This window comes from Streptomyces sp. DSM 118878, from assembly GCF_052936595.1.
The window spans coordinates 5959988-5978747 of sequence record NZ_CP193622.1; the positions used below are offsets into that span (position 1 = coordinate 5959988).

The following is an 18760-nucleotide window of genomic DNA, read 5'->3' on the forward strand; positions in this document are numbered from 1 at the left end:
GCGGGTTTCCGGGCAAACGTGAGAAGAACGCAGGTTTAAGGCCCCCAGGCCAGGGCAGGCGCCGGGTTCACCGCCCCCGACCCAGGAGACTCCGTGAGCTCGTCCGGCCACGCCCGCACCGCCGCCATCGCCATAGGAGCCGCCACCCTCACCGTTCTCGGTGCGCTGTTCGTGGGAGGCTCCGGTGAGGTCAGCGCGAGCCCGCCGCCCGAGCCGAAGGTGCAGGACGACTTCGACTCGCTCGGTCCCGAGGTGCGGGCGGCGAAGCTCGCCGACGGGCGGACGGCGCACTACTCGGACACCGGCAACACGGACGGCCGCCCCGTCCTGTACATCGGCGGCACCGGCACGAGCGCCCGCGCCTCGCACATGACGGACTTCTTCCGCACCACCCGCGAAGACCTGGGCCTGCGGCTGATCTCCGTGGAGCGCAACGGCTTCGGCGACACGGAGTACGACGCCGGGCTCGACAAGGGCGACTACGCCGAGGACGCCCTGGCCGTCATGGACCGGCTGAAGGTGAAGGACTTCACCGTGGTCGCCATCTCCGGCGGCGGCCCGTACGCCGCCGAACTCGCCGCCAAGGCCCCCGAGCGCGTCTCGGCGCTGCACCTGGCCGCGGCCCTGCCGCCCTACGGCACGGAGCCCGCGTTCTGCGGCATGAGCGACGAGGCGCTCGCCGACGCCGTGCGGGACCAGATCAAGGACCCGCGCAAGTGGTGGGCCTTCCCCGACGACAGCCCCGTGAAGTCGATTCCGGGCTTCGCCGACACCGCGTACGAGGAAGGCGCGCGGACCTACAACCAGCGCGGCCAGCAGTCCGACCCGGCGCCCCAGGTCCACGAGCAGCGGCTGTACTGCGAGCGCCCCGGCCCCGACCTGTCGAAGCTCGACGCGCCCGTCCACCTCTACGGCGGCAAGAAGGACACCACCGTCCCGCCGGAGACCCTGAAGACCTGGCAGCGGGAGCTGCCCGAGGTGCGCAAGGTGCGGACGTACGTCGACTCCGGCCACGACGTGCAGTACCGGCACTGGGACCAGATCCTGGTCGACATGGCCGGGCACGACGACCGCACGGTCGTCTGCAAGGGCAAGCACACGCGCGTGCTCGTCGCCAGGGAGGCGGACCGGCTCGTCGACAAGGGCCACGCCACGCTCGGTAGCTGCGCCTGGGCCAAGAAGTAGTCAGCCGAAGCAGTCAGCCGGGCTCGCCCGGAGTACCCGCCGCCGTGGCCAGGCCGCTCAGCAGCAGCAGGGTGAAGCGGCGGGCCCACTCCTCGTCGACCGGTTCCGCGCTGACCAGCGCCCGGTGGACCACCGCGCCGGCGATCACGTCGAAGATGAGGTCCGCCGTGCGGGCCGCCGCGGCGTCGTCCGGCTCCGCGGGGAGCTCGCCCCGCTCCTGCGCCCTTTTCCGCCCGGCGAGGACCAGCCGCTTCTGACGGTCCACGATGGACGCCTTGATGCGGTCACGCAGCGGCTCGTCCGTCGTCGACTCGGCGACGACCGCCATGAGGGCCGTCTTCGTCTCGGGCCGTCCCAGCAGCAGCGCGAATTGCAGGACCACGCCCTCGATGTCCGCGGCGAGGCTGCCCCTGTCCGGCAGCTCCAGCTCGTCGAAGAGCTCGGCCACCGCGTCCACGACCAGCTCGCTCTTGCCCGCCCAACGCCGGTACAGCGTCGTCTTGGCGACCCGTGCCCGCGTGGCGACGGCGCCGAGCGTCAGTTTCGACCAGCCGAGTTCGACGAGACCCTGCCGGGTCGCCTCCAGGATCGCGGCATCGGCGGCCGGGCTCCGCGGACGGCCGCCCGTGCGGTGGGAGGGAGTGGGGGGACTGTGCATGCCCGCGACCATACCGGCCAGTACGGCCGTGGCCCGAGCACGGAGTGAGAGAGATCACCGGGGGCGTCTTCCCAGGTCCGCCGGGCGCCGGTTACGCTACGACCCGTAGCGAAAGCTGCCCTGTGCACGAGCGCCACCGGCGACACCACACAGAGGCCGCCGGAGCGACACCACAGTACGACCAGAGCGCAACCACGCACACGAATCACGCAGGACCCGAGGCGCGGGGTGGGGACCCCGGGCCAAGCAACGGTCCTCCTCGGGACCTTGAGCCGTGCCCCTGGGACTCCGCAATCCGGCGGGGCGTCACAGGCGGGCGCGGTTCGCCCACGGCTTGGGGGAGGATGTACTCATGCAGCCACGGAACATGTCCATGAGCGGTGTCGTCGACCTCGCCGCGGTGAAGGCGGCCCAGGAGGCCAAGGCGAAGGCGGAGCAGGCGCGCGCCGAAGCGGCCCGGCAGGGCGGGGGCGCGGCGGGCGCCGCGGTCTCCCCGTCGAGCCTGGTCATCGATGTCGACGAGGCGGGCTTCGAGCAGGAGGTCCTGCAGCGGTCCACCGAGGTCCCGGTCGTCATCGACTTCTGGGCCGAGTGGTGCGAGCCGTGCAAGCAGCTGAGCCCGCTCCTCGAAAGGCTCGCGCAGGAGTACAACGGCCGTTTCCTCCTCGCCAAGATCGACGTCGACGCGAACCAGATGCTGATGCAGCAGTTCGGGGTCCAGGGGATTCCGGCCGTCTTCGCGGTGGTCGCCGGGCAGGCGCTCCCGCTCTTCCAGGGCGCGGCCCCCGAGACGCAGATCCGCCAGACCCTTGACCAGCTCATCCAGGTCGGCGAGGAGCGCTTCGGCCTGACCGGTCTCGCGGTCGACCCCGCGGCCGGGGGCGAGGAGCCCGCCGAGGCGCCGGAGGCGCCCGCGGGCCCGTACGACGCGCTGCTCGAAGCGGCCGTCCAGGCGCTCGACGCGGGTGACCTCGCCGGTGCCGTCCAGGCGTACAAGAACGTGCTCAGCGACGACCCGGCCAACACGGAGGCCAAGCTCGGGCTCGCCCAGGCCGAGCTCCTTGAGCGCGTCCAGAACCTCGACCCGCAGCAGGTCCGCAAGGAAGCGGCCGACAAGCCGGCCGACGTGCCGGCGCAGATCGCCGCCGCCGACCTCGACCTGGTGGGCGGCCACGTCGAGGACGCCTTCGGGCGGCTCATCGACGCGGTGCGCCGCACGGCGGGCGACGACCGCGACAAGGCGCGGGTGCGCCTGCTCGAACTCTTCGAGGTGGTGGGCGCCGACGACCCGCGCGTGATCGCGTCACGCACGGCCCTCGCCCGTGTCCTGTTCTGACCGGTATCGGCTGACCAGTCGTTAAACGCCGGGGCATGTGATGCCGGGGTGAAAACTTCGTCCCCCGGTGCACACAGTGGCCGCGCTTTACCAAAACTTGGTAAACGCGGCCACTGTTACTCCGAGTAAGGCATCAACTTCCTTCTGGGCGCTTTCGCCCGTCCATGTCTGTTTCGCTCCCGCCGCCCGAGACACCGTCCGTGGCCGACCGATACCAGGCGGTCGCAGCCCGGTTATCCCTCCGTTACCAGCGAGTAACGAGCCCCCTTGTGCGGGGACCGAGAATGCACCACGATCGGCGACGCTCGGTCCAATGACCCGCGGCCTCGACAACCACTCGGGGAGCGGGCCTGAGGTCCCCACCGAGCAGACCGGTGACGCCGTCGCCGGTCTTGGACAGGGGGGTCTCTGCCGTTCCGGCAGGGCCTGTCCGTGAGGTTGTGCGTGATGCGTCAGGCGCGACCAGTGGTTGTCGCTCGGGGGTGATCGCCGGTGATGTGTGGTGCGGTACGCGCCTCCGATACGGGCGCTCTCCTTCCCGAGGACGTAGCACTTCTCCCATCCCTGCCCGGCTGAGCCGCCCGAACGGGAGCAGTCAGGGCCGGAGATGTACGTCCGAGAAGGAGGAAAGTCATGGAGTCCGTGGCTCGTGGCGGAACCAGATGGAAGCGGTTCGCCGTGGTCATGGTGCCGAGCGTCGCGGCGACAGCCGCGATAGGCGTCGCCCTGTCCCAGGGTGCGCTCGCGGCATCGTTCAGTGTGTCAGGTCAGCAGTTCAAGGTGACTGCCGACAAACTCGACGGCACGGGATTCGTCCAGTACGGGGCCCTGGACAGCGGCAAGTCGGGTAACCACCCGGTCACCGTCGTCGGCCTCGAATCGGCCAAGATCACCAACCTGTGCCAGTCCGTGGTCGTCCCGGTACCGGTCTTCGGCGATGTGTCGATGACCCTCAACGCCGGTGCGCCCGGTGGTCCGAAGGTCTTGGCGAAGAAGCTGTACATCGACGCCGACGACCTGCAGGCCAACGCGACCTTCAAAAAGATCGACATCGGTGTATCGGTCGACCGGACCACCAAGGGCCCGGGTCCGAGCAAGGGCGACAAGTACGCCCCGGACTCGTTCGCGCAGCAGGCGGAGTCGGTGCAGTTCACCGACGTCAAGCAGCGTGCGTGGGCGACCACCGCCGGCACCTTCAAGCTCTCTGGCCTCGCCATGTCGGTCAAGAAGGGCAAGCACGAGTGCTACTAGGGCCGACGCTGCCCCGGTAGGTCGTACGCAGTTCGGTACGCACTCGATGCGATGAACGGCCGGGCGCGGGGGCGCGACGGCACTCGACGGAGCCGTCCCCGTGCCCGAATCCGCACGACACACAGAACCAACGCCATTCCCGAGGAGCTGTACGACATGAGCGCCGAAGCGCAAGTGGGACTGAGCGACAAGCTCGGCCGGATGCGCCGATCGTTCCGGGGGTGGCGCGGTCAGCGCCCGTTCTGGGGTGGTCTGCTGACTCTTCTCGGCGGCATCCCGATCATGTACTTCCCGTACGCGAACCTCACGCTCGGCACGATGACGATCCGGATGGCGACCACCGCCGGCGCCGGGTCGCTGATCATCGGTGTGCTGTTGGTCGTGCTCGGCCTGACCATGTGGTTCCAGCCGCACTCCCGGGTCTTCGCGGGCGTCGCGGCGATCCTGCTCGCCCTGGTCTCCCTCGTGGTGTCCAACTTCGGCGGCTTCGTCATCGGCTTCCTGCTCGCCCTGATCGGCGGCGCCCTCGGCGTCTCCTGGGCGGCAGCCAGGCCTGCCGGTGAGCCAGGGGCTCCCGCCACGGCGGCCGCGGGTGGGGTGAGCGGCGCGCAGGACGATCTGTCAGGAACGAGCCCGACGAACGGGACGAACGGGAGGCGCCGTGCCGGCTGACGAGGTGCACCACGAGAGCTCCTCGGGGGAGCTCCGTGCGAGAACCGGGCCGCGCCACGCGGCACCCAGGAAGCCGCTGCTGACCCGGCTTCAGGTACCCGCGGGCAAGGCGATAGCCATCGCGGCCATGCCGACCGCGGTCCTGATGGGCATGGGTCTGACCCCGACGCTCGCACAGGCGAAGCCCGGAGTCCCCGACAACCCCTTCCAGGACGGCCCCTGCGTCACCGCGCCCGACAAGGACGCGGAGGACGAGGCGGGGCAGGACGCCGGAAAGGCGAAGGAAGAGGACGCGGAGAAGGACGCGGAGAAGGACGCGGAGAAGCCTGCGGAGAAGCCCGCGGAGAAGGACGCCGCCGAGCAGGACGCCGGGAAGAAGGCGTCCGACGGGGACACGTCCGACGGGGACACGTCCGGCGCCGGCCAGGACGAGCAGGGCGACGACGCGCGGGGCGAGGGGAAGCCCTCCGCGACCGCGTCACCCTCCGCCGGGGACGGGGCGGACGCCAAGGACGACGCCGACGAGCCCGAGCCCGCCGAGACCAGGAACCCCTTGGACCCGCTGGGCCTCGGCGACGCCCTGAAGGACGCCTTCACGCCCGACGGCAAGGAGAAGGAGGAGGAGAAGAAGGAGCCCGCGAGCCCGGCGCCCACCTCCTCCGGCTCCGAGGAGACCAAGTCCCCCGAGGACGGGGACGAGGACAAGGCCGAAGGGACCACGGGCAAGGTCACCGACCCGGTCAAGGACACGGTCGGCAAGGTCGGTGACGGCGTCGAGGACGGCCTGGAGAAGGACACCGACGGCGTCGCGGACGAGGCCGAGGAGAAGGACGGGGCCCAGGAGAAGGACGGGGCCGAGGCCGAGGACCCGATGGCGCCGGACGCGAACGGCAAGAAGCCGTTCCCGTGCGTGGTCGAGAAGAAGGTCGACGGCGAGGGCGAGCAGACGCCCGTCCCGATCCCGAACCAGCCGTGGCACCTGGAAGCCAGCTCGCTGACGCTCAAGGGCGCCGACTACCAGGGCGTCGTGAACCTGACGATGCCCAACGGCAAGAGCAAGCAGGCCCTGAAGTACGTCGTGCAGAACACCGACATCGGCGACCTGCACCAGATCGTCGAGGGGCCGGGCGGCAAGAAGTACCACGTAGAGGCGGCCAAGGGCTCCACGTCCACCATCAGGGGCGGGGAGACCACGATGTACACCGAGCGGATCTCGGGCAAGCTGTTCGGGCTCATCCCGGTCACCTTCGACCCCGAGCACCCGCCGCCGCTCAACATCCCGCTGATCCACTTCACGGATGTGACGGTGCAGCAGGCGGGCCAGTTCGGGGGGAACCTCACGATTCCCGGCCTGCACCAGTCGATCACGAGCTGAACCGGCTGAACGGCTGAACCGGAGCTGAACCGGCTGACAGCGCGAAGGGCGCCCCCTTGAACCAGGGGGCGCCCTCAACGCGTCCTAGTTGCCGCCGCCCAGGTGGTGCACCCGGACCATGTTGGTGGTGCCGGGGACGCCGGGGGGCGAGCCCGCGGTGATGACGACCGTGTCGCCGTCGTTGAAGCGGTTGAGCTTGATCAGCTCGGCGTCGACGATCTCGACCATCGCGTCGGTGTTGTCGACGTGCGGCACGACGTAGGTGTCCACGCCCCAGCTCAGCGTGAGCTGGTTGCGGGTCGACTCGTCGGTGGTGAAGGCCAGGATCTGCTGGGCCGCGCGGTAGCGGGACAGACGGCGGGCCGTGTCACCGGACTTGGTGAAGGCGACCAGTGCCTTGGCGCCCAGGAAGTCCGCGATCTCGGCGGCGGCACGGGCCACCGAACCGCCCTGCGTGCGCGGCTTCTTGCCGGGCACGAGCGGCTGGAGGCCCTTGGAGAGCAGCTCCTCCTCGGCCGCCACGACGATCTTCGACATCGTCTTGACGGTCTCGATCGGGTACGCGCCGACGCTGGACTCGGCCGACAGCATGACCGCGTCCGCACCGTCCAGGATCGCGTTGGCGACGTCGGACGCCTCGGCGCGCGTGGGGCGCGAGTTGGTGATCATCGACTCCATCATCTGGGTCGCGACGATCACCGGCTTGGCGTTGCGGCGGCACATCTCCACGAGGCGCTTCTGCACCATCGGGACCTTTTCGAGCGGATACTCGACGGCGAGGTCACCGCGGGCCACCATCACGGCGTCGAACGCCGCGACGACGCCCTCCATGTTGGCGACGGCCTGCGGCTTCTCCACCTTGGCGATGACGGGGACCCGGCGGCCCTCCTCGTCCATCACCTTGTGGACGTCCTTGACGTCGCCCGCGTCGCGCACGAAGGACAGGGCGACCATGTCGCAGCCCATCTTCAGGGCGAAGCGCAGGTCCTCGACGTCCTTCTCGGAGAGCGCGGGCACGTTCACGGCCGCGCCGGGCAGGTTGATGCCCTTGTGGTCGGAGATGACGCCGCCCTCGACGACGATCGTCTTCACGCGCGGGCCGTCGACCTCGACGACGCGCAGCTCGACGTTGCCGTCGTTGATCAGGACCTGGTCGCCCTTGGAGACGTCGCCGGGCAGCCCCTTGTAGGTGGTGCCGCAGATCGACTTGTCACCGGGCACGTCCTCGGTGGTGATGGTGAACTCGTCACCCCGCACCAGCTCGACGGGTCCCTCGGCGAAGGTCTCCAGGCGGATCTTCGGGCCCTGGAGGTCGGCGAGGACGCCGACGGCACGGCCGGTCTTCCCGGCGGCCGAGCGGACGCGGTCGTACCGCCCCTGGTGCTCGGCGTGCGTGCCGTGGCTGAAGTTGAAGCGGGCCACGTTCATACCGGCCTCGATCAGCGCGATGAGCTGATCTTCGGAGTCGACGGCTGGGCCCAGCGTGCAGACGATTTTGGAACGGCGCATGGGGACGATCCTATCGGTTTGTTTCGCGGCGGAATATTCCGTCTGGTGGAATCTACAAATGGGCGGAAGTGCGCTCAGGCGTTGCGGCGCCGGGCCGAATGCGGATTCACGCTTTCTCCGGGTCACTGACCAGCGCGTAAGTCTGGTTCGCGATCTCCAGTTCCTCGTCCGTCGGAACGACGGCGACGGCCACGCGCGCGTATTCCGGCGAAATCAGCCTGGCTTCGTCGGATCGTACGGAATTGAGCTCGCCGTCGACCGCGAGGCCCAGCTCCTCGAGGCCGGCCACGGCGGCCTCGCGCACCGGCGCCGCGTTCTCGCCGACGCCCGCGGTGAACACGACGGCGTCCACCCGGCCGAGCACGGCGTAATAGGCGCCTATGTACTTCTTCAGGCGGTGGATGTAGATGTCGAAGGCGAGCGCGGCCTCCCGATCGCCCTCGTCGATCCGGCGCCGGATTTCCCGCATGTCGTTGTCGCCGCAGAGCCCGACGAGACCGCTCTTCTTGTTCAGCAGGTCGTCGATCTCGTCGATCCCCATTCCGCCCACCCGGGCCAGGTGGAAGATGACCGCCGGATCCATGTCGCCGGAACGGGTGCCCATCACGAGCCCCTCCAGCGGCGTGAGCCCCATGGAGGTGTCCACGCATCTGCCGCCCCGCACGGCCGACGCCGAGGCGCCGTTGCCCAGGTGCAGCACGATCACGTTGACGTCCTCGGGAGCCTTGCCGAGCAGCTCGGCGGTGGCGCGCGAGACGTAGGCGTGGGAGGTGCCGTGGAAGCCGTAGCGGCGTACGCGGTGCTGGTCGGCGGTCGCCACGTCCATCGCGTAACGCGCGGCGGACTCCGGCATCGTCGTGTGGAACGCGGTGTCGAAGACGGCGACCTGCGGCAGGTCGGGGCGGAGCGCCCGGGCGGTGCGGATGCCGGTGATGTTCGCCGGGTTGTGCAGCGGGGCGACCGGCACGAGCCGCTGGATCTCGGTGAGCACCTCGTCCGTCACCACGGTCGGCTCGGTGAACCTCAGGCCGCCGTGCACCACCCGGTGGCCGATCGCGGCGAGCTCGGGGGAGTCGAGGCCGAGGCCGTCGGCGGACAGTTCCGCGGCGACGGCCTTGAGGGCCGCCTCGTGGTCGGCCATCGGCTCCTCGCGCTCGCGGGGCTCCGAGCCGCCATCGGCCAGCGGCGTGTGCCGCAGCCGCGAGCTCGCCTCACCGATCCGCTCGACCAGGCCGACGGCGAGCCGGGAGCGGTCCCGCATGTCGAGGAGCTGGTATTTCACCGACGAGGAGCCGGAATTGAGGACGAGTACACGAGTGGAGGTCACTGACGCAGCGCTTTCTGTGGAAGTCAGCCGGTGGCCGGGGTCTGGGCCTGGATCGCGGTGATGGCGACGGTGTTGACGATGTCCTGGACGAGCGCGCCCCGGGACAGGTCGTTCACCGGCTTGCGCAGGCCTTGCAGGACCGGACCGACGGCGATGGCGCCGGCCGAGCGCTGCACGGCCTTGTAGGTGTTGTTGCCGGTGTTCAGGTCGGGGAAGATCAGCACGCTGGCCTGGCCCGCGACGTCGGAGCCGGGCAGCTTGGTGGCGGCGACCGAGGGCTCCACGGCGGCGTCGTACTGGATCGGCCCCTCCACCTTCAGGTCGGCGCGGCCGGCGCGCACCAGCTCGGTGGCCTCGCGCACCTTGTCGACGTCGGCGCCCGAACCCGACGTACCCGTCGAGTAGGAGAGCATCGCGATCCGCGGGTCCACACCGAACTGCTCGGCCGTCGCGGCCGCCTGGACCGCGATGTCGGCGAGCTGCACGGCGTTCGGGTCCGGGTTCACCGCGCAGTCGCCGTACACGAGGACCTTGTCGGCGAGGCACATGAAGAAGACCGAGGAGACGATCGTGGCCTCCGGCTTGGTCTTGATGATCTCGAAGGCGGGCCGGATGGTCGCGGCGGTGGAGTGCACCGAGCCGGAGACCATGCCGTCGGCGAGGCCCTCCTCGACCATCAGCGTGCCGAAGTAGTTCACGTCGGCCACCACGTCGTGGGCGAGCTCGACGGTGACGCCCTTGTGGGCGCGGAGCGCGGCGTAGCGCGCGGCGAAACGATCCCGCAGCTCCGAGGTCTGCGGGTCGACGACCTCGGAGTCGGCGAGGTCGACGCCGAGGTCGGCGGCCTTCTTGCGGATCTGCTCGACCGGGCCGAGCAGCGTCAGGTCGCAGACGCCCCGGCGCAGCAGTACGTCGGCGGCGCGCAGCACCCGCTCCTCGGAGCCCTCGGGCAGCACGACGCGACGGCGGTCGGAGCGGGCCCGCTCCAGGAGCTTGTGCTCGAACATCATGGGCGTGAGGCGGTCGCTGCTGGGCGCCGAGACGCGGCCGAGGAGGTCCGCGGTGTCCACGTACCGCTCGAAGAGGCCGAGGGCGGTCTCCGCCTTGCGGGGCGTCGCGGCGTTCAGCTTGCCCTCCAGGGCGAAGAGCTCGGCCGCCGTGGGGAAGGAGCCGCCGGAGACGGCGATGACCGGGGTGCCGGGCGCGAGGCGGTCGGCGAGGGTGAGGATCTCCTGGCCCGGCTGTTCGTCCAGGGTGAGCAGGACGCCCGCGATGGGCGGCGTACCGGCGCTGTGCGCGGCGAGCGAGCCCACGACCAGGTCGGCGCGGTCGCCGGGGGTGACGACGAGGCAGCCAGGGGTCAGGGCCTCCAGGAACCTCGGCAGCATGGCGCCGCCGAAGACGAAGTCGAGCGCGTCACGGGCGAGCCCGGAGTCGTCACCGAGCAGGACGCGGCCGCCGAGCGCATGGGTGATCTGCGCGACCGTCGGCGCCGAGAGGGCGGCCTCGTCCGGCAGGACGTAGCTGGGCACGGGCAGGTCGGGGGCGAGCAGTTCGTGTATCTCGGCGCGGTCGGCGGGGGCGACCCGGTTGGTGATCATCGCGAGGATGTCGCAGCCGAGGCTCTCGTACGCGCGGTGGGCGTTGCGCGTCTCGGCGCGCACCGACTCGGCGGTCTGCTTCCTGCCGCCGACCACGGGGATCACGGAGGCCCCGAACTCGTTCGCGAGCCGGGCGTTGAGCGCGAGCTCGTCGGGCAACTGGGTGTCGGCGAAGTCCGTGCCGAGGACGAGCACGACCTCGTAGTCCGCGGCCACCGCGTGGAAGCGGTCCACGAGCCGTGAGACGAGCTCGTCGGTGCCCTGCTCGGCCTGGAGCGCGGACGCCTCGTGGTAGTCCATGCCGTACACCGACGCGGCGTCCTGCGAGAGGCGGTAGCGGGCCCGCAGCAGGTCGAAGAGGCGGTCGGGGCCGTCGTGGACGAGCGGGCGGAAGACACCGACCCGGTCGACCTGGCGCGTCAGGAGTTCCATGACTCCCAGTTCGACGACCTGGCGGCCGTCGCCGCGGTCGATCCCGGTCACGTACACGCTGCGCGTCACGCGTGCTCTTCCCTTCTTCGCTGCTCCCAGGACGCCCGGAGCGGGCCGCCGAGCGAGCTGGACAAATTACCCGATATCGCGGCTGTGCCCTCTTGACAATACCTCTGCGCCTGAATAGAGGGCTTGTGGAGGATCCCCGCGGCCGCCCGAAGGACGGGTGCCCTGGCCCGGAGGGCTCCATCCCTGTCGCACGAACATCCCCCAAACACGTGTGAGCGGCGTCCCCCCTCCGGCCGTGGAACAATCGGACCGGCTCACAAGTACCTGTAGCGAGCAGGAGACACAGCGCGATGCGTATCGGAATTCTCACCGCGGGCGGCGACTGCCCCGGCCTCAACGCCGTGATCCGGTCGGTCGTGCACCGTGCCGTCACGCACTACGGCGACGAGGTCATCGGCTTCGAGGACGGCTACGCGGGCCTGCTCGACGGGCGCTACCGCGCCCTCGACCTGAACGCGGTCAGCGGCATCCTGGCCCGTGGCGGCACGATCCTCGGCTCGTCCCGCCTGGAGCGCGGCCGCTTCCGCGCGGCCTGCGACAACGCCAAGGACCTCATCGAGCGCAGCGGCTTCGACGCGCTCATCCCGATCGGCGGCGAGGGCACGCTCACCGCGGCGCGCATGCTCTCCGACGCGGGCGTGCCGGTGGTCGGCGTCCCGAAGACGATCGACAACGACATCTCCTCCACGGACCGCACCTTCGGCTTCGACACGGCCGTCGGCGTCGCCACGGAGGCCATGGACCGACTCAAGACCACCGCCGAGTCCCACCAGCGCGTGATGGTGGTCGAGGTCATGGGCCGCCACGCCGGCTGGATCGCCCTGGAGTCCGGCATGGCGGGCGGCGCCCACGGCATCTGCCTGCCCGAGCGCCCCTTCGACCCCGCCGACCTGGTCAAGCTGGTCGAGGAGCGGTTCTCGCGCGGCAAGAAGTTCGCGGTGATCTGCGTGGCCGAGGGCGCGCACCCCCAGGAGGGCACCATGAACTACGGCGTGGGCGCGATCGACCAGTTCGGCCACGAGCGCTTCCAGGGCATCGGCACGGCCCTCGCGTACGAGCTGGAGACCCGCCTCGGCAAGGAGGCCAAGCCGGTCATCCTCGGCCACGTCCAGCGCGGCGGCACCCCCACCGCGTACGACCGCGTCCTCGCGACCCGCTTCGGCTGGCACGCGGTCGAGGCCGTGCACAACGGGGACTACGGCAGGATGACGGCGCTGCGCGGCACGGACATCACGATGGTGCCGCTGGCGGAGGCGGTCACGGAGCTGAAGAGGGTGCCGAGGAACCGGATGGACGAGGCCGAGTCGGTCTTCTAGGGGGCTTCTGCATCAGAACCCCCTAGCTCCGGACGAGACCCCAGAAGTGTTCGAGGACGCGCTCCAGATAGTCCCGCCCGGCCTCGCCGGAGGCGTCCGAACCGGACCCTGAGCCCCAGCTCAGGGTCCGTGCCATGCGTGCCTGGTAGTCGTCGTGCATCTGCCGCAGCACGTCCTCGACGTGCCGTTTCTCCACGGGCAGCAGCTTGGCCACGGGCCGCACGTATCCCTGCCAGCGGGTGGTGACGGCGCTGCGCAGCAGTTCGGCGAGGGGCTCGGCGCGTCCGGTGACCTCCACGAAGTCGGGCACGGTCAGCCGCAGGGCGCGGGCGAGCGCCTGGGACTGCCGGTCGTTGCCGCGCCAGGTGTTGGTCTCCTCCATCCGCAGATACGCCTGGAGCTCCACGCCGGACTGCCGGGCGACGTCCTCCGGGGCGAGCCCGTGCGCCAGCCGGTGCTCCCGCAGGGTCCTCGCGGCGCCCATGAGGTCCCCGGGAGAGCACCAGAGCGTGGCCGCGAGCGCGGTGAGCTCGGCGGAGCTGGGCGCCGAAAGGCCGCGCTCCCAGGAGGCGACGGTGTCGGGGGTGACGTGGGTGAGCCCGTAACTGGCCCGCATTCCGTAGGCGACGTGCCCGTGCGCCATCCCCAGCGCCTCGCGCAGGCGGCGGGCGGCGGGGAAGTCGAAGGGCGGCGTGGGAGGCTGCGGCGGTTGGCTCGATTGCACGGGCACACGGTAAGCGCCGGGAGAGCCCGCGACTACGGTGTGTTCCTACGAGGTTGCGGATCGGTGGGAAGGTACCGGCCCCTTCGCCACGGTTCGAACCTTTCGTCCACCGTGCCGATCCCGGCCGGAGGGAGGCCTTCAGCGGTTGATGGCCTGGATCTCCTGGACGACCACGTCCTGCTCGGCGCCGAACTCGCCGTCGGGCAGCCGCTGTTCACCGTCCACGCCGGTGCCCGTCCAGTGGATCTTCCAGGTGACCGTCGCCTTCAGCGGGTACGAACCGTCTCCCGAGGACCGCAGGTACTTCACCCCGCACGGCGGTTCCTCCTGGGAGCTGCCCTTGGTGTAGGGCCGCCCGATCCTGCCGTCCACGATCTCGCAGACGCCGTCCGCGGGGTACGTCTCGGCGTCCGCCGTGCCGGGGTCGATCTTGAGGGAGACCGGTTCGGCGGTCGTCGTCGCCTCGATGCCGAGGACCTGGACCCTGGCCGTGACCGACACCGGCTTGAACTCCGCGCCGTCCAGCCACGCCCAGGTGGGCAGGTTCACCTTGGTCTCGGCCTCGGGGGCCAGCGACACCTTCGTGCCGGGTACGCGGATCCTGGCGTACGCGAGCTTCGCGAGCATCTCCGCGTCGATGACGGGGAGACCGGCGGGCGGCGGCTCGTCCTTGTCGACCCAGAACGTTTCCTCGTCGCACTGGTCCCAGCCGGGCGGGAAGTCCTTGTTGGCGTACCCGTGCCACCAGTAGCCCTTGCCGGCCTTGTCGAGGTTGAAGTTCTTGTACGGTTCCCCGTCGACGTACCGCTTGCGCTGCTCCAGATCCCACTGGGCCCCCGTGGACTCCGCCCCCCAGACCGCCTCACGCTCCTTCTTGAACTGGGCGGGGGTGTAGGCGGGGCCGTACCAGCAGGGCGGCGGGGCGTAGGTGCCGGTGGGGGCGAGGGCGCCGGCCTTGGGACCGGCGCCGTTCTTGGAGTCGTCGTAGCTGATGCCGCCCGCTGTGGCGAGGAGGGAGCCGCCCTCCTGGCCGCCCGACACCTCCGGCGCGGGCGCCGCCCCGGTTCCGCCGCCGATGCCCTTCTCGGCGGCGGCCGGCGTGGCCGACAGGGCCACCCCGGTCATGGCCGCGGCGGCCATCAGCGCCATCGACCTGTACGTCATGGCCGGCATTTGTCGCTCCCCCGATCCGCGGTCAGCTTCGTGGTCACCCAGACGCCCGCCTTGTTCTTGCTGAGCCGGGCGGCGTAGAGCACGTAGCTGTTCTTCGTGGCAGGTCCCTTGTCGACCTTGTCCTTCTTGAGGTACTTGTCGTAGGCCTTGCTCTGGTCCTCGCAGTACGTGAGGCCCGCGCTGTCGCCGTCCGCCGTGACGGCCGCTTCGTAGTAGCGGTAGGCGCCGGTCGTGCGGGCCTCGGCCTTCACGTATTCCTCGACGTACTTCTGCGCGTTGGCCGCGGCCTCGCCCTCGTAGTAGAAGCGCAGCGCCTTGTGGGCCGGGGACTTCTCGGCGATGGCCATGTCGACGGCCTGGATCGCCTGCTCCCTGTCCGCCAGCACGGCGTCCTTCGCCTTGTCGCCCGTCTTCGCCCAGTCGAAGGTGAAGGAGACGTCCGACGGCAGCTCGATCTCCGGCCGGTCCGCCACCGGCGCCGGCCCGCTCGGCGGGGCCGACTTCTCGTCACCGCCGCCCGCCTGCTCCGCTCCCGCGATCTTGTCGTCCTTCGGCTTGTCGTCGTTGCCGCAGGACGTCAGCAGCAGGGCCGCGGACGCGGTGAGCGCGGCCGTCGCGAGGCGGAAGGGGCGGTTCACTGTCAGCTCCTGGCAAGTGGGCGAGGGGTCGTGGGTCTCGCACGCTAGTGCCGTCCAGGAGCCGGTACCAGGGAGATGTGTGCGTACGAAAGGGGTGTGGGGGACGTATCGCCGCGAAGTCGTGTCACAGTTCCGTGTCCGGCGCCAGAGCTGGTTCAGCCCTTCACCGCGCCGCCGAGCGCGAAGCCGCCGCCCAGGCGCCGCGAGATCAGGACGTACAAGAGGATCACCGGCGTCGAGTACAGGATGGAGAACGCGGCGAGCTGGCCGTAGACCACGGTGCCCTTGTTGCCGAAGAAGTCGTTGATGCTGACCGACGCCGGCATCTGTTCCGGGGTGAGCAGGAGCATGAAGGGGACGAAGAAGTTGCCCCACATCATGACGAAGGAGAAGACGGTCACCACCGCCACCCCGGGGCCCATCAGCGGCAGGACGATCCGGAGCAGCGACTGGAAGGACGACGCGCCGTCCGTCCACGCCGCCTCCTCCAGCTCCTTCGGCACGCCGTCCATGAAGTTCTTCATCAGCCAGATGGCGAACGGGAGTTGGGACGCGGCGAAGAAGAAGATCGTGCCCTGCATGGTGTCGATCAGGTCGACCTGCACGAACAGCGCGTACACCGGGACCATGATCGCGGTGATCGGCAGGCTCGTCGCGAAGAGGATCGTCAGCATGAAGGGGCGGTTGAGGCGGGACCGGTAGCGGGAGAGGGGATAGGCGGCGAGGGCCGCGCAGACCACCGTGAGCAGGGTGCCGCCGCCGCAGAGCAGGAAGCTGTTCAGGAGCGGGGTGAAGGTGATCTCCGGGGTGAGGACCTTGTCGTAGTTGTCCAGGGTCAGGCTGTCCGGGAGCCGTACGCGCAGGTCCGCCTTCGGGTCGAACGAGGACAGGACGACCCAGGCCAGCGGGAGCACGAACGCGCCCGCCACGACGAGGAGCCCCGCGTCGGCCGCGAGGCGGTGCTTCGCACGGCGCGAGCGCGGGGTGCGCGGGGCCCTGGTGGTCTTGATGGCGGACACTCAGACCTCCGTACGCAGCAGGCGCATGTAGACGAGGGAGAAGAGCGAGCCGACCACGAGGAGGAGCAGGGCCACGGCGGTGCCGTAGCCGATCATGCTCTTCTGGAAGGCCTGCTCGTACATGAAGAGCGGCAGCGTCTGGCTGCGGTTACCGGGGCCGCCGCGCGTCATCACCCAGATCAGGCCGAAGACGGAGAGCGTCTGGAGGGTGTTGAGCATGAGGTTCGTGCCGATCGAGCGGCGGATCATCGGCAGCGTGATGTGCCACATGCGGCGCCAGCCGCCCGCGCCGTCGACCTCCGCGGCCTCGGTGATCTCTTTGGGGATCTCGTTGAGCGCCGCCGAGTAGACGAGCATCGAGAAGGCCGTGCCCCGCCAGACGTTGGCGAACGAGACCGCCAGGATCGGGAGCGTGAACAACCAGTTCTGGGCGGGGAGGTGGAGGAAGTCGAGGACCGCGTTCAAGGTGCCCTCGCGGCGGAAGAACGCGTACAGCAGGAAGCCCGCGACCACCTCCGGCAGGACCCAGGCCGTGATGACGACGGCGCCGGTGACCGTGCGGACCGGCTTCGACGCGCGCTGCATGAGGGAGGCCAGGGCGAGGCCGAGGGTGTTCTGGCCGATCAGGGAGGACAGGACGGTGAAGACGAGGGTGAGCCAGACGGCGTTGAGGAACCGTTCGTCGCCGAACGCCTCGCGGAAGTTGTCGAACCCGATGAAGCTGGACTCGGCCTGGCCGGTCAACTGGAGGTCGGTGAAGGCGATGTACCCGCAGTAGCCGATCGGCCCGGCCAGGAACAGCACCAGGAGGACGACGGCGGGGGAGACGGGCAGGGCCCGGAACAGGCCCCGCCGGGCGCGGGCGGCCGTGCGGCGGGCGGGCGGCGGGAGGTCAGGGCCCCGTGACGTCTTGACGACGTCGCCGGGGCCCGCGGGGGGCGCGGTAGTCACGTACGGGCACTCACTCTCTCGTACCGGCACTCATCGGCATCGGGGCACACGCACCGGGCGGCGCCGTCCTGGTCCGGGGCGGCGCCGCTTCGGTCGGGCGGCGCCGTTCCGTTTGCGGGCGGCGCCTTACTTCTTGATGACCTCGCCGTCCGTGGCCGAGTCGACCTCTTCGTCGTAGCCGCTCGCCGCCTCGGCCACCGAGGCGTCGCCGGTCGTCACCGACTCCATCGCCTCCTGGATGGCGGTGGAAACCTTCGGATACGCGGGATACGCCGGCCGGTAGTGCGTCGAGGCGACCAGGTCGGTGAAGAACTTGATGCCGGGCTGCGCCTTCACGTACGCGGGGTCGTCCGCGACGTCCTCGCGGACCGCGATGCCGGAGTTGGCCACGTACCACTTCTTGGCGTTGGCCTTCGTCTGCATGGTCTCGATGAACGTGAAGGCCAGGTCGGGGTTGTCCGCCTTGGAGGGGATCGCCCAGGTCCAGCCGCCGGACATGCTCACCTTGCCCGGGGCCTGGCCGTGCTGCGTCGGCATGTGCGCGAGGCCCAGCTTCTTCGACCACTCGGGCCACTCGTGGCCCGCGCCCTTGCCCCAGTCCTGCGGCAGCCAGGAGCCGTCGAGGTTGATGCCGAGCTTGTCCTCGGGCAGCAGTTCACCGCGGACGCGGGTGGCGAAGTTGGGGTCGAGGGCGTCCGAGACGTCGGGGCCGAGCTTCTCCTTGTAGACGGTCTCCACGAAGGCGAGGGAGTCCTTGAAGCCCTTGCTGCCGGTCACCCACTTCTTCGCCCCGGGGTCGTACAGCGGGTCCTTGCCCGTGCCGTACGCCAGCATCTCGAAGCCCTGCATGGACGCGGCCTCGCCGGCCGGCTTGCCGGTGTAGACGTTGAGGGGGGTGACTCCGGGGACCTTCTTCTTGATGGTGCGGGCCGCTTCCAGGACCTCGGCCCAGTTCTTCGGCTGCCAGTCGGCCGGGAGCCCCGCCTTCTCGAAGATGGTCTTGCTGAACCAGAGGCCGCGCGTGTCCGTGCCGTCCGGCACCCCGTACGTCTTGCCGTCGGCCGCCTTCGCCGCCGTCTTGGCCGTGTCGATGAACTGGTCCCAGTCCTTCCACTTGGCCAGGTAGGGATCGAGGGGCTTCAAGTACCCGCTGGTGATGTCCGAATTGATGAGGAACGTGTCCTCGTACACCAGGTCGGGCGCGGTCTTGGGGGAGCGCAACATCTGCTGGAGCTTGGTGTAGTACTCGGAGTCCGGCGCCTTGATCGGCACCAGCTTGACCTTCTTGCCGGGGTTGGCCTTCTCGAACTGCTTCTTGATGTCCGCGAGATAGGTGTCCATGACCCTGATCTCGTTGTCCGTGGACTGCTTGAACGAGATCTTCACGGTGTCGGGGTCGTCGCCGGAGCCGCCGCCGCACGCGGAGAGGGTGCCGGCGGTGAGCAGGGTGGCGGCGGCGAGGAGCAGTGGGCGGTGGGTGGGGCGCACGGGCACGACCTCCTACGGGCCGACGCGGCCGGGTCG

General features: G+C 70.0%; 16 protein-coding genes. 6 read left to right on the forward strand and 10 right to left on the reverse strand.

The genetic code is table 11. From position 1 onward, the window contains the following. Positions 1-93: 93 nt before the first annotated feature. Positions 94-1185 carry an alpha/beta fold hydrolase gene (locus ACRAKF_RS26630; RefSeq protein ID WP_447040069.1) on the forward strand — a complete coding sequence of 364 codons (1092 nt, stop codon included), beginning with the start codon at positions 94-96 and terminating at the stop codon, positions 1183-1185. Between the two features lie 13 nt (positions 1186-1198). On the opposite strand, the gene ACRAKF_RS26635 is transcribed toward ACRAKF_RS26630, so the two are convergent. Continuing rightward, positions 1199-1843 carry a TetR/AcrR family transcriptional regulator gene (locus tag ACRAKF_RS26635; protein ID WP_447040070.1) on the reverse strand — a complete coding sequence of 215 codons (645 nt, stop codon included), beginning with the start codon at positions 1841-1843 and terminating at the stop codon, positions 1199-1201. A gap of 352 nt (positions 1844-2195) precedes the next feature. On the opposite strand from ACRAKF_RS26635, the gene ACRAKF_RS26640 reads away from it, so the two are divergent. From ACRAKF_RS26640 to ACRAKF_RS26655, 4 genes are all read left to right on the forward strand, one after another. Then, positions 2196-3179 (forward strand): tetratricopeptide repeat protein, encoded by a 984-nt coding sequence (locus ACRAKF_RS26640; RefSeq protein ID WP_447040071.1) that lies wholly within the window; start codon positions 2196-2198, stop codon positions 3177-3179. A 633-nt stretch (positions 3180-3812) separates the two neighbouring features. After that, positions 3813-4430, forward strand: coding sequence for a DUF6230 family protein (locus tag ACRAKF_RS26645; RefSeq protein WP_447040072.1), 618 nt, complete (start codon positions 3813-3815; stop codon positions 4428-4430). A 156-nt stretch (positions 4431-4586) separates the two neighbouring features. Then, on the forward strand, positions 4587-5102 hold the full coding sequence (locus ACRAKF_RS26650; RefSeq protein WP_447040073.1) for a DUF6114 domain-containing protein: 516 nt from the start codon (positions 4587-4589) through the stop codon (positions 5100-5102). Beyond that, positions 5092-6477 (forward strand): hypothetical protein, encoded by a 1386-nt coding sequence (locus ACRAKF_RS26655; RefSeq protein ID WP_447040074.1) that lies wholly within the window; start codon positions 5092-5094, stop codon positions 6475-6477. Before ACRAKF_RS26650 ends, ACRAKF_RS26655 begins: the two co-directional genes overlap by 11 nt. Positions 6478-6561: 84 nt before the next feature. On the opposite strand, the gene pyk is transcribed toward ACRAKF_RS26655, so the two are convergent. The 3 genes from pyk to pta all read right to left on the reverse strand — a co-directional run bounded on the left by pyk (position 6562) and on the right by pta (position 11415). Then, entirely contained in the window at positions 6562-7986 is a 1425-nt protein-coding gene (pyk, locus tag ACRAKF_RS26660) for a pyruvate kinase (RefSeq protein ID WP_447040075.1), read from the reverse strand. Between the two features lie 106 nt (positions 7987-8092). Then, positions 8093-9313, reverse strand: coding sequence for an acetate kinase (locus ACRAKF_RS26665; RefSeq protein ID WP_447040076.1), 1221 nt, complete (start codon positions 9311-9313; stop codon positions 8093-8095). A 23-nt stretch (positions 9314-9336) separates the two neighbouring features. Next, a complete protein-coding gene (gene pta / locus ACRAKF_RS26670) occupies positions 9337-11415 on the reverse strand; it encodes a phosphate acetyltransferase (RefSeq protein WP_447040077.1) in 2079 nt (692 codons plus the stop codon). Between the two features lie 290 nt (positions 11416-11705). Between pta and ACRAKF_RS26675 the strand changes: the two genes are divergently transcribed. Beyond that, on the forward strand, positions 11706-12731 hold the full coding sequence (locus ACRAKF_RS26675; protein WP_447040078.1) for an ATP-dependent 6-phosphofructokinase: 1026 nt from the start codon (positions 11706-11708) through the stop codon (positions 12729-12731). Positions 12732-12753: 22 nt separating this feature from the next. Here the strand turns inward: ACRAKF_RS26675 and ACRAKF_RS26680 are convergent, their stop codons facing one another. From ACRAKF_RS26680 to ACRAKF_RS26705, 6 genes are all read right to left on the reverse strand, one after another. Further along, the gene (locus ACRAKF_RS26680; RefSeq protein ID WP_447040079.1) at positions 12754-13455 is read right to left on the reverse strand and encodes a helix-turn-helix domain-containing protein; all 702 of its coding nucleotides are present in this window, start codon (positions 13453-13455) and stop codon (positions 12754-12756) included. 138 nt (positions 13456-13593) lie between these two features. Beyond that, entirely contained in the window at positions 13594-14628 is a 1035-nt protein-coding gene (locus ACRAKF_RS26685) for a hypothetical protein (protein WP_447040080.1), read from the reverse strand. Further along, positions 14616-15266, reverse strand: a complete 651-nt coding sequence (locus ACRAKF_RS26690; RefSeq protein ID WP_447040081.1) for a hypothetical protein — start codon at positions 15264-15266, stop codon at positions 14616-14618. Before ACRAKF_RS26690 ends, ACRAKF_RS26685 begins: the two co-directional genes overlap by 13 nt. Positions 15267-15421: 155 nt before the next feature. Then, the gene (locus ACRAKF_RS26695; RefSeq protein ID WP_447040082.1) at positions 15422-16285 is read right to left on the reverse strand and encodes a carbohydrate ABC transporter permease; all 864 of its coding nucleotides are present in this window, start codon (positions 16283-16285) and stop codon (positions 15422-15424) included. Further along, positions 16286-17236 (reverse strand): carbohydrate ABC transporter permease, encoded by a 951-nt coding sequence (locus ACRAKF_RS26700; protein ID WP_447040083.1) that lies wholly within the window; start codon positions 17234-17236, stop codon positions 16286-16288. Positions 17237-17362: 126 nt separating this feature from the next. After that, positions 17363-18724, reverse strand: coding sequence for an extracellular solute-binding protein (locus ACRAKF_RS26705; RefSeq protein WP_447040084.1), 1362 nt, complete (start codon positions 18722-18724; stop codon positions 17363-17365). Positions 18725-18760 lie beyond the last annotated feature (36 nt).

Bases quoted from the DNA above. Each gene is read 5' to 3' on its own strand.
- ACRAKF_RS26635 (WP_447040070.1), bottom strand. From the start codon at position 1,843: ATGCACAGTCCCCCCACTCCCTCCCACCGCACGGGCGGCCGTCCGCGG.
- ACRAKF_RS26640 (WP_447040071.1), top strand. From the start codon at position 2,196: ATGCAGCCACGGAACATGTCCATGAGCGGTGTCGTCGACCTCGCCGCG.
- ACRAKF_RS26645 (WP_447040072.1), top strand. From the start codon at position 3,813: ATGGAGTCCGTGGCTCGTGGCGGAACCAGATGGAAGCGGTTCGCCGTG.
- ACRAKF_RS26650 (WP_447040073.1), top strand. From the start codon at position 4,587: ATGAGCGCCGAAGCGCAAGTGGGACTGAGCGACAAGCTCGGCCGGATG.
- pyk (WP_447040075.1), bottom strand. From the start codon at position 7,986: ATGCGCCGTTCCAAAATCGTCTGCACGCTGGGCCCAGCCGTCGACTCC.
- ACRAKF_RS26675 (WP_447040078.1), top strand. From the start codon at position 11,706: ATGCGTATCGGAATTCTCACCGCGGGCGGCGACTGCCCCGGCCTCAAC.
- ACRAKF_RS26685 (WP_447040080.1), bottom strand. From the start codon at position 14,628: ATGCCGGCCATGACGTACAGGTCGATGGCGCTGATGGCCGCCGCGGCC.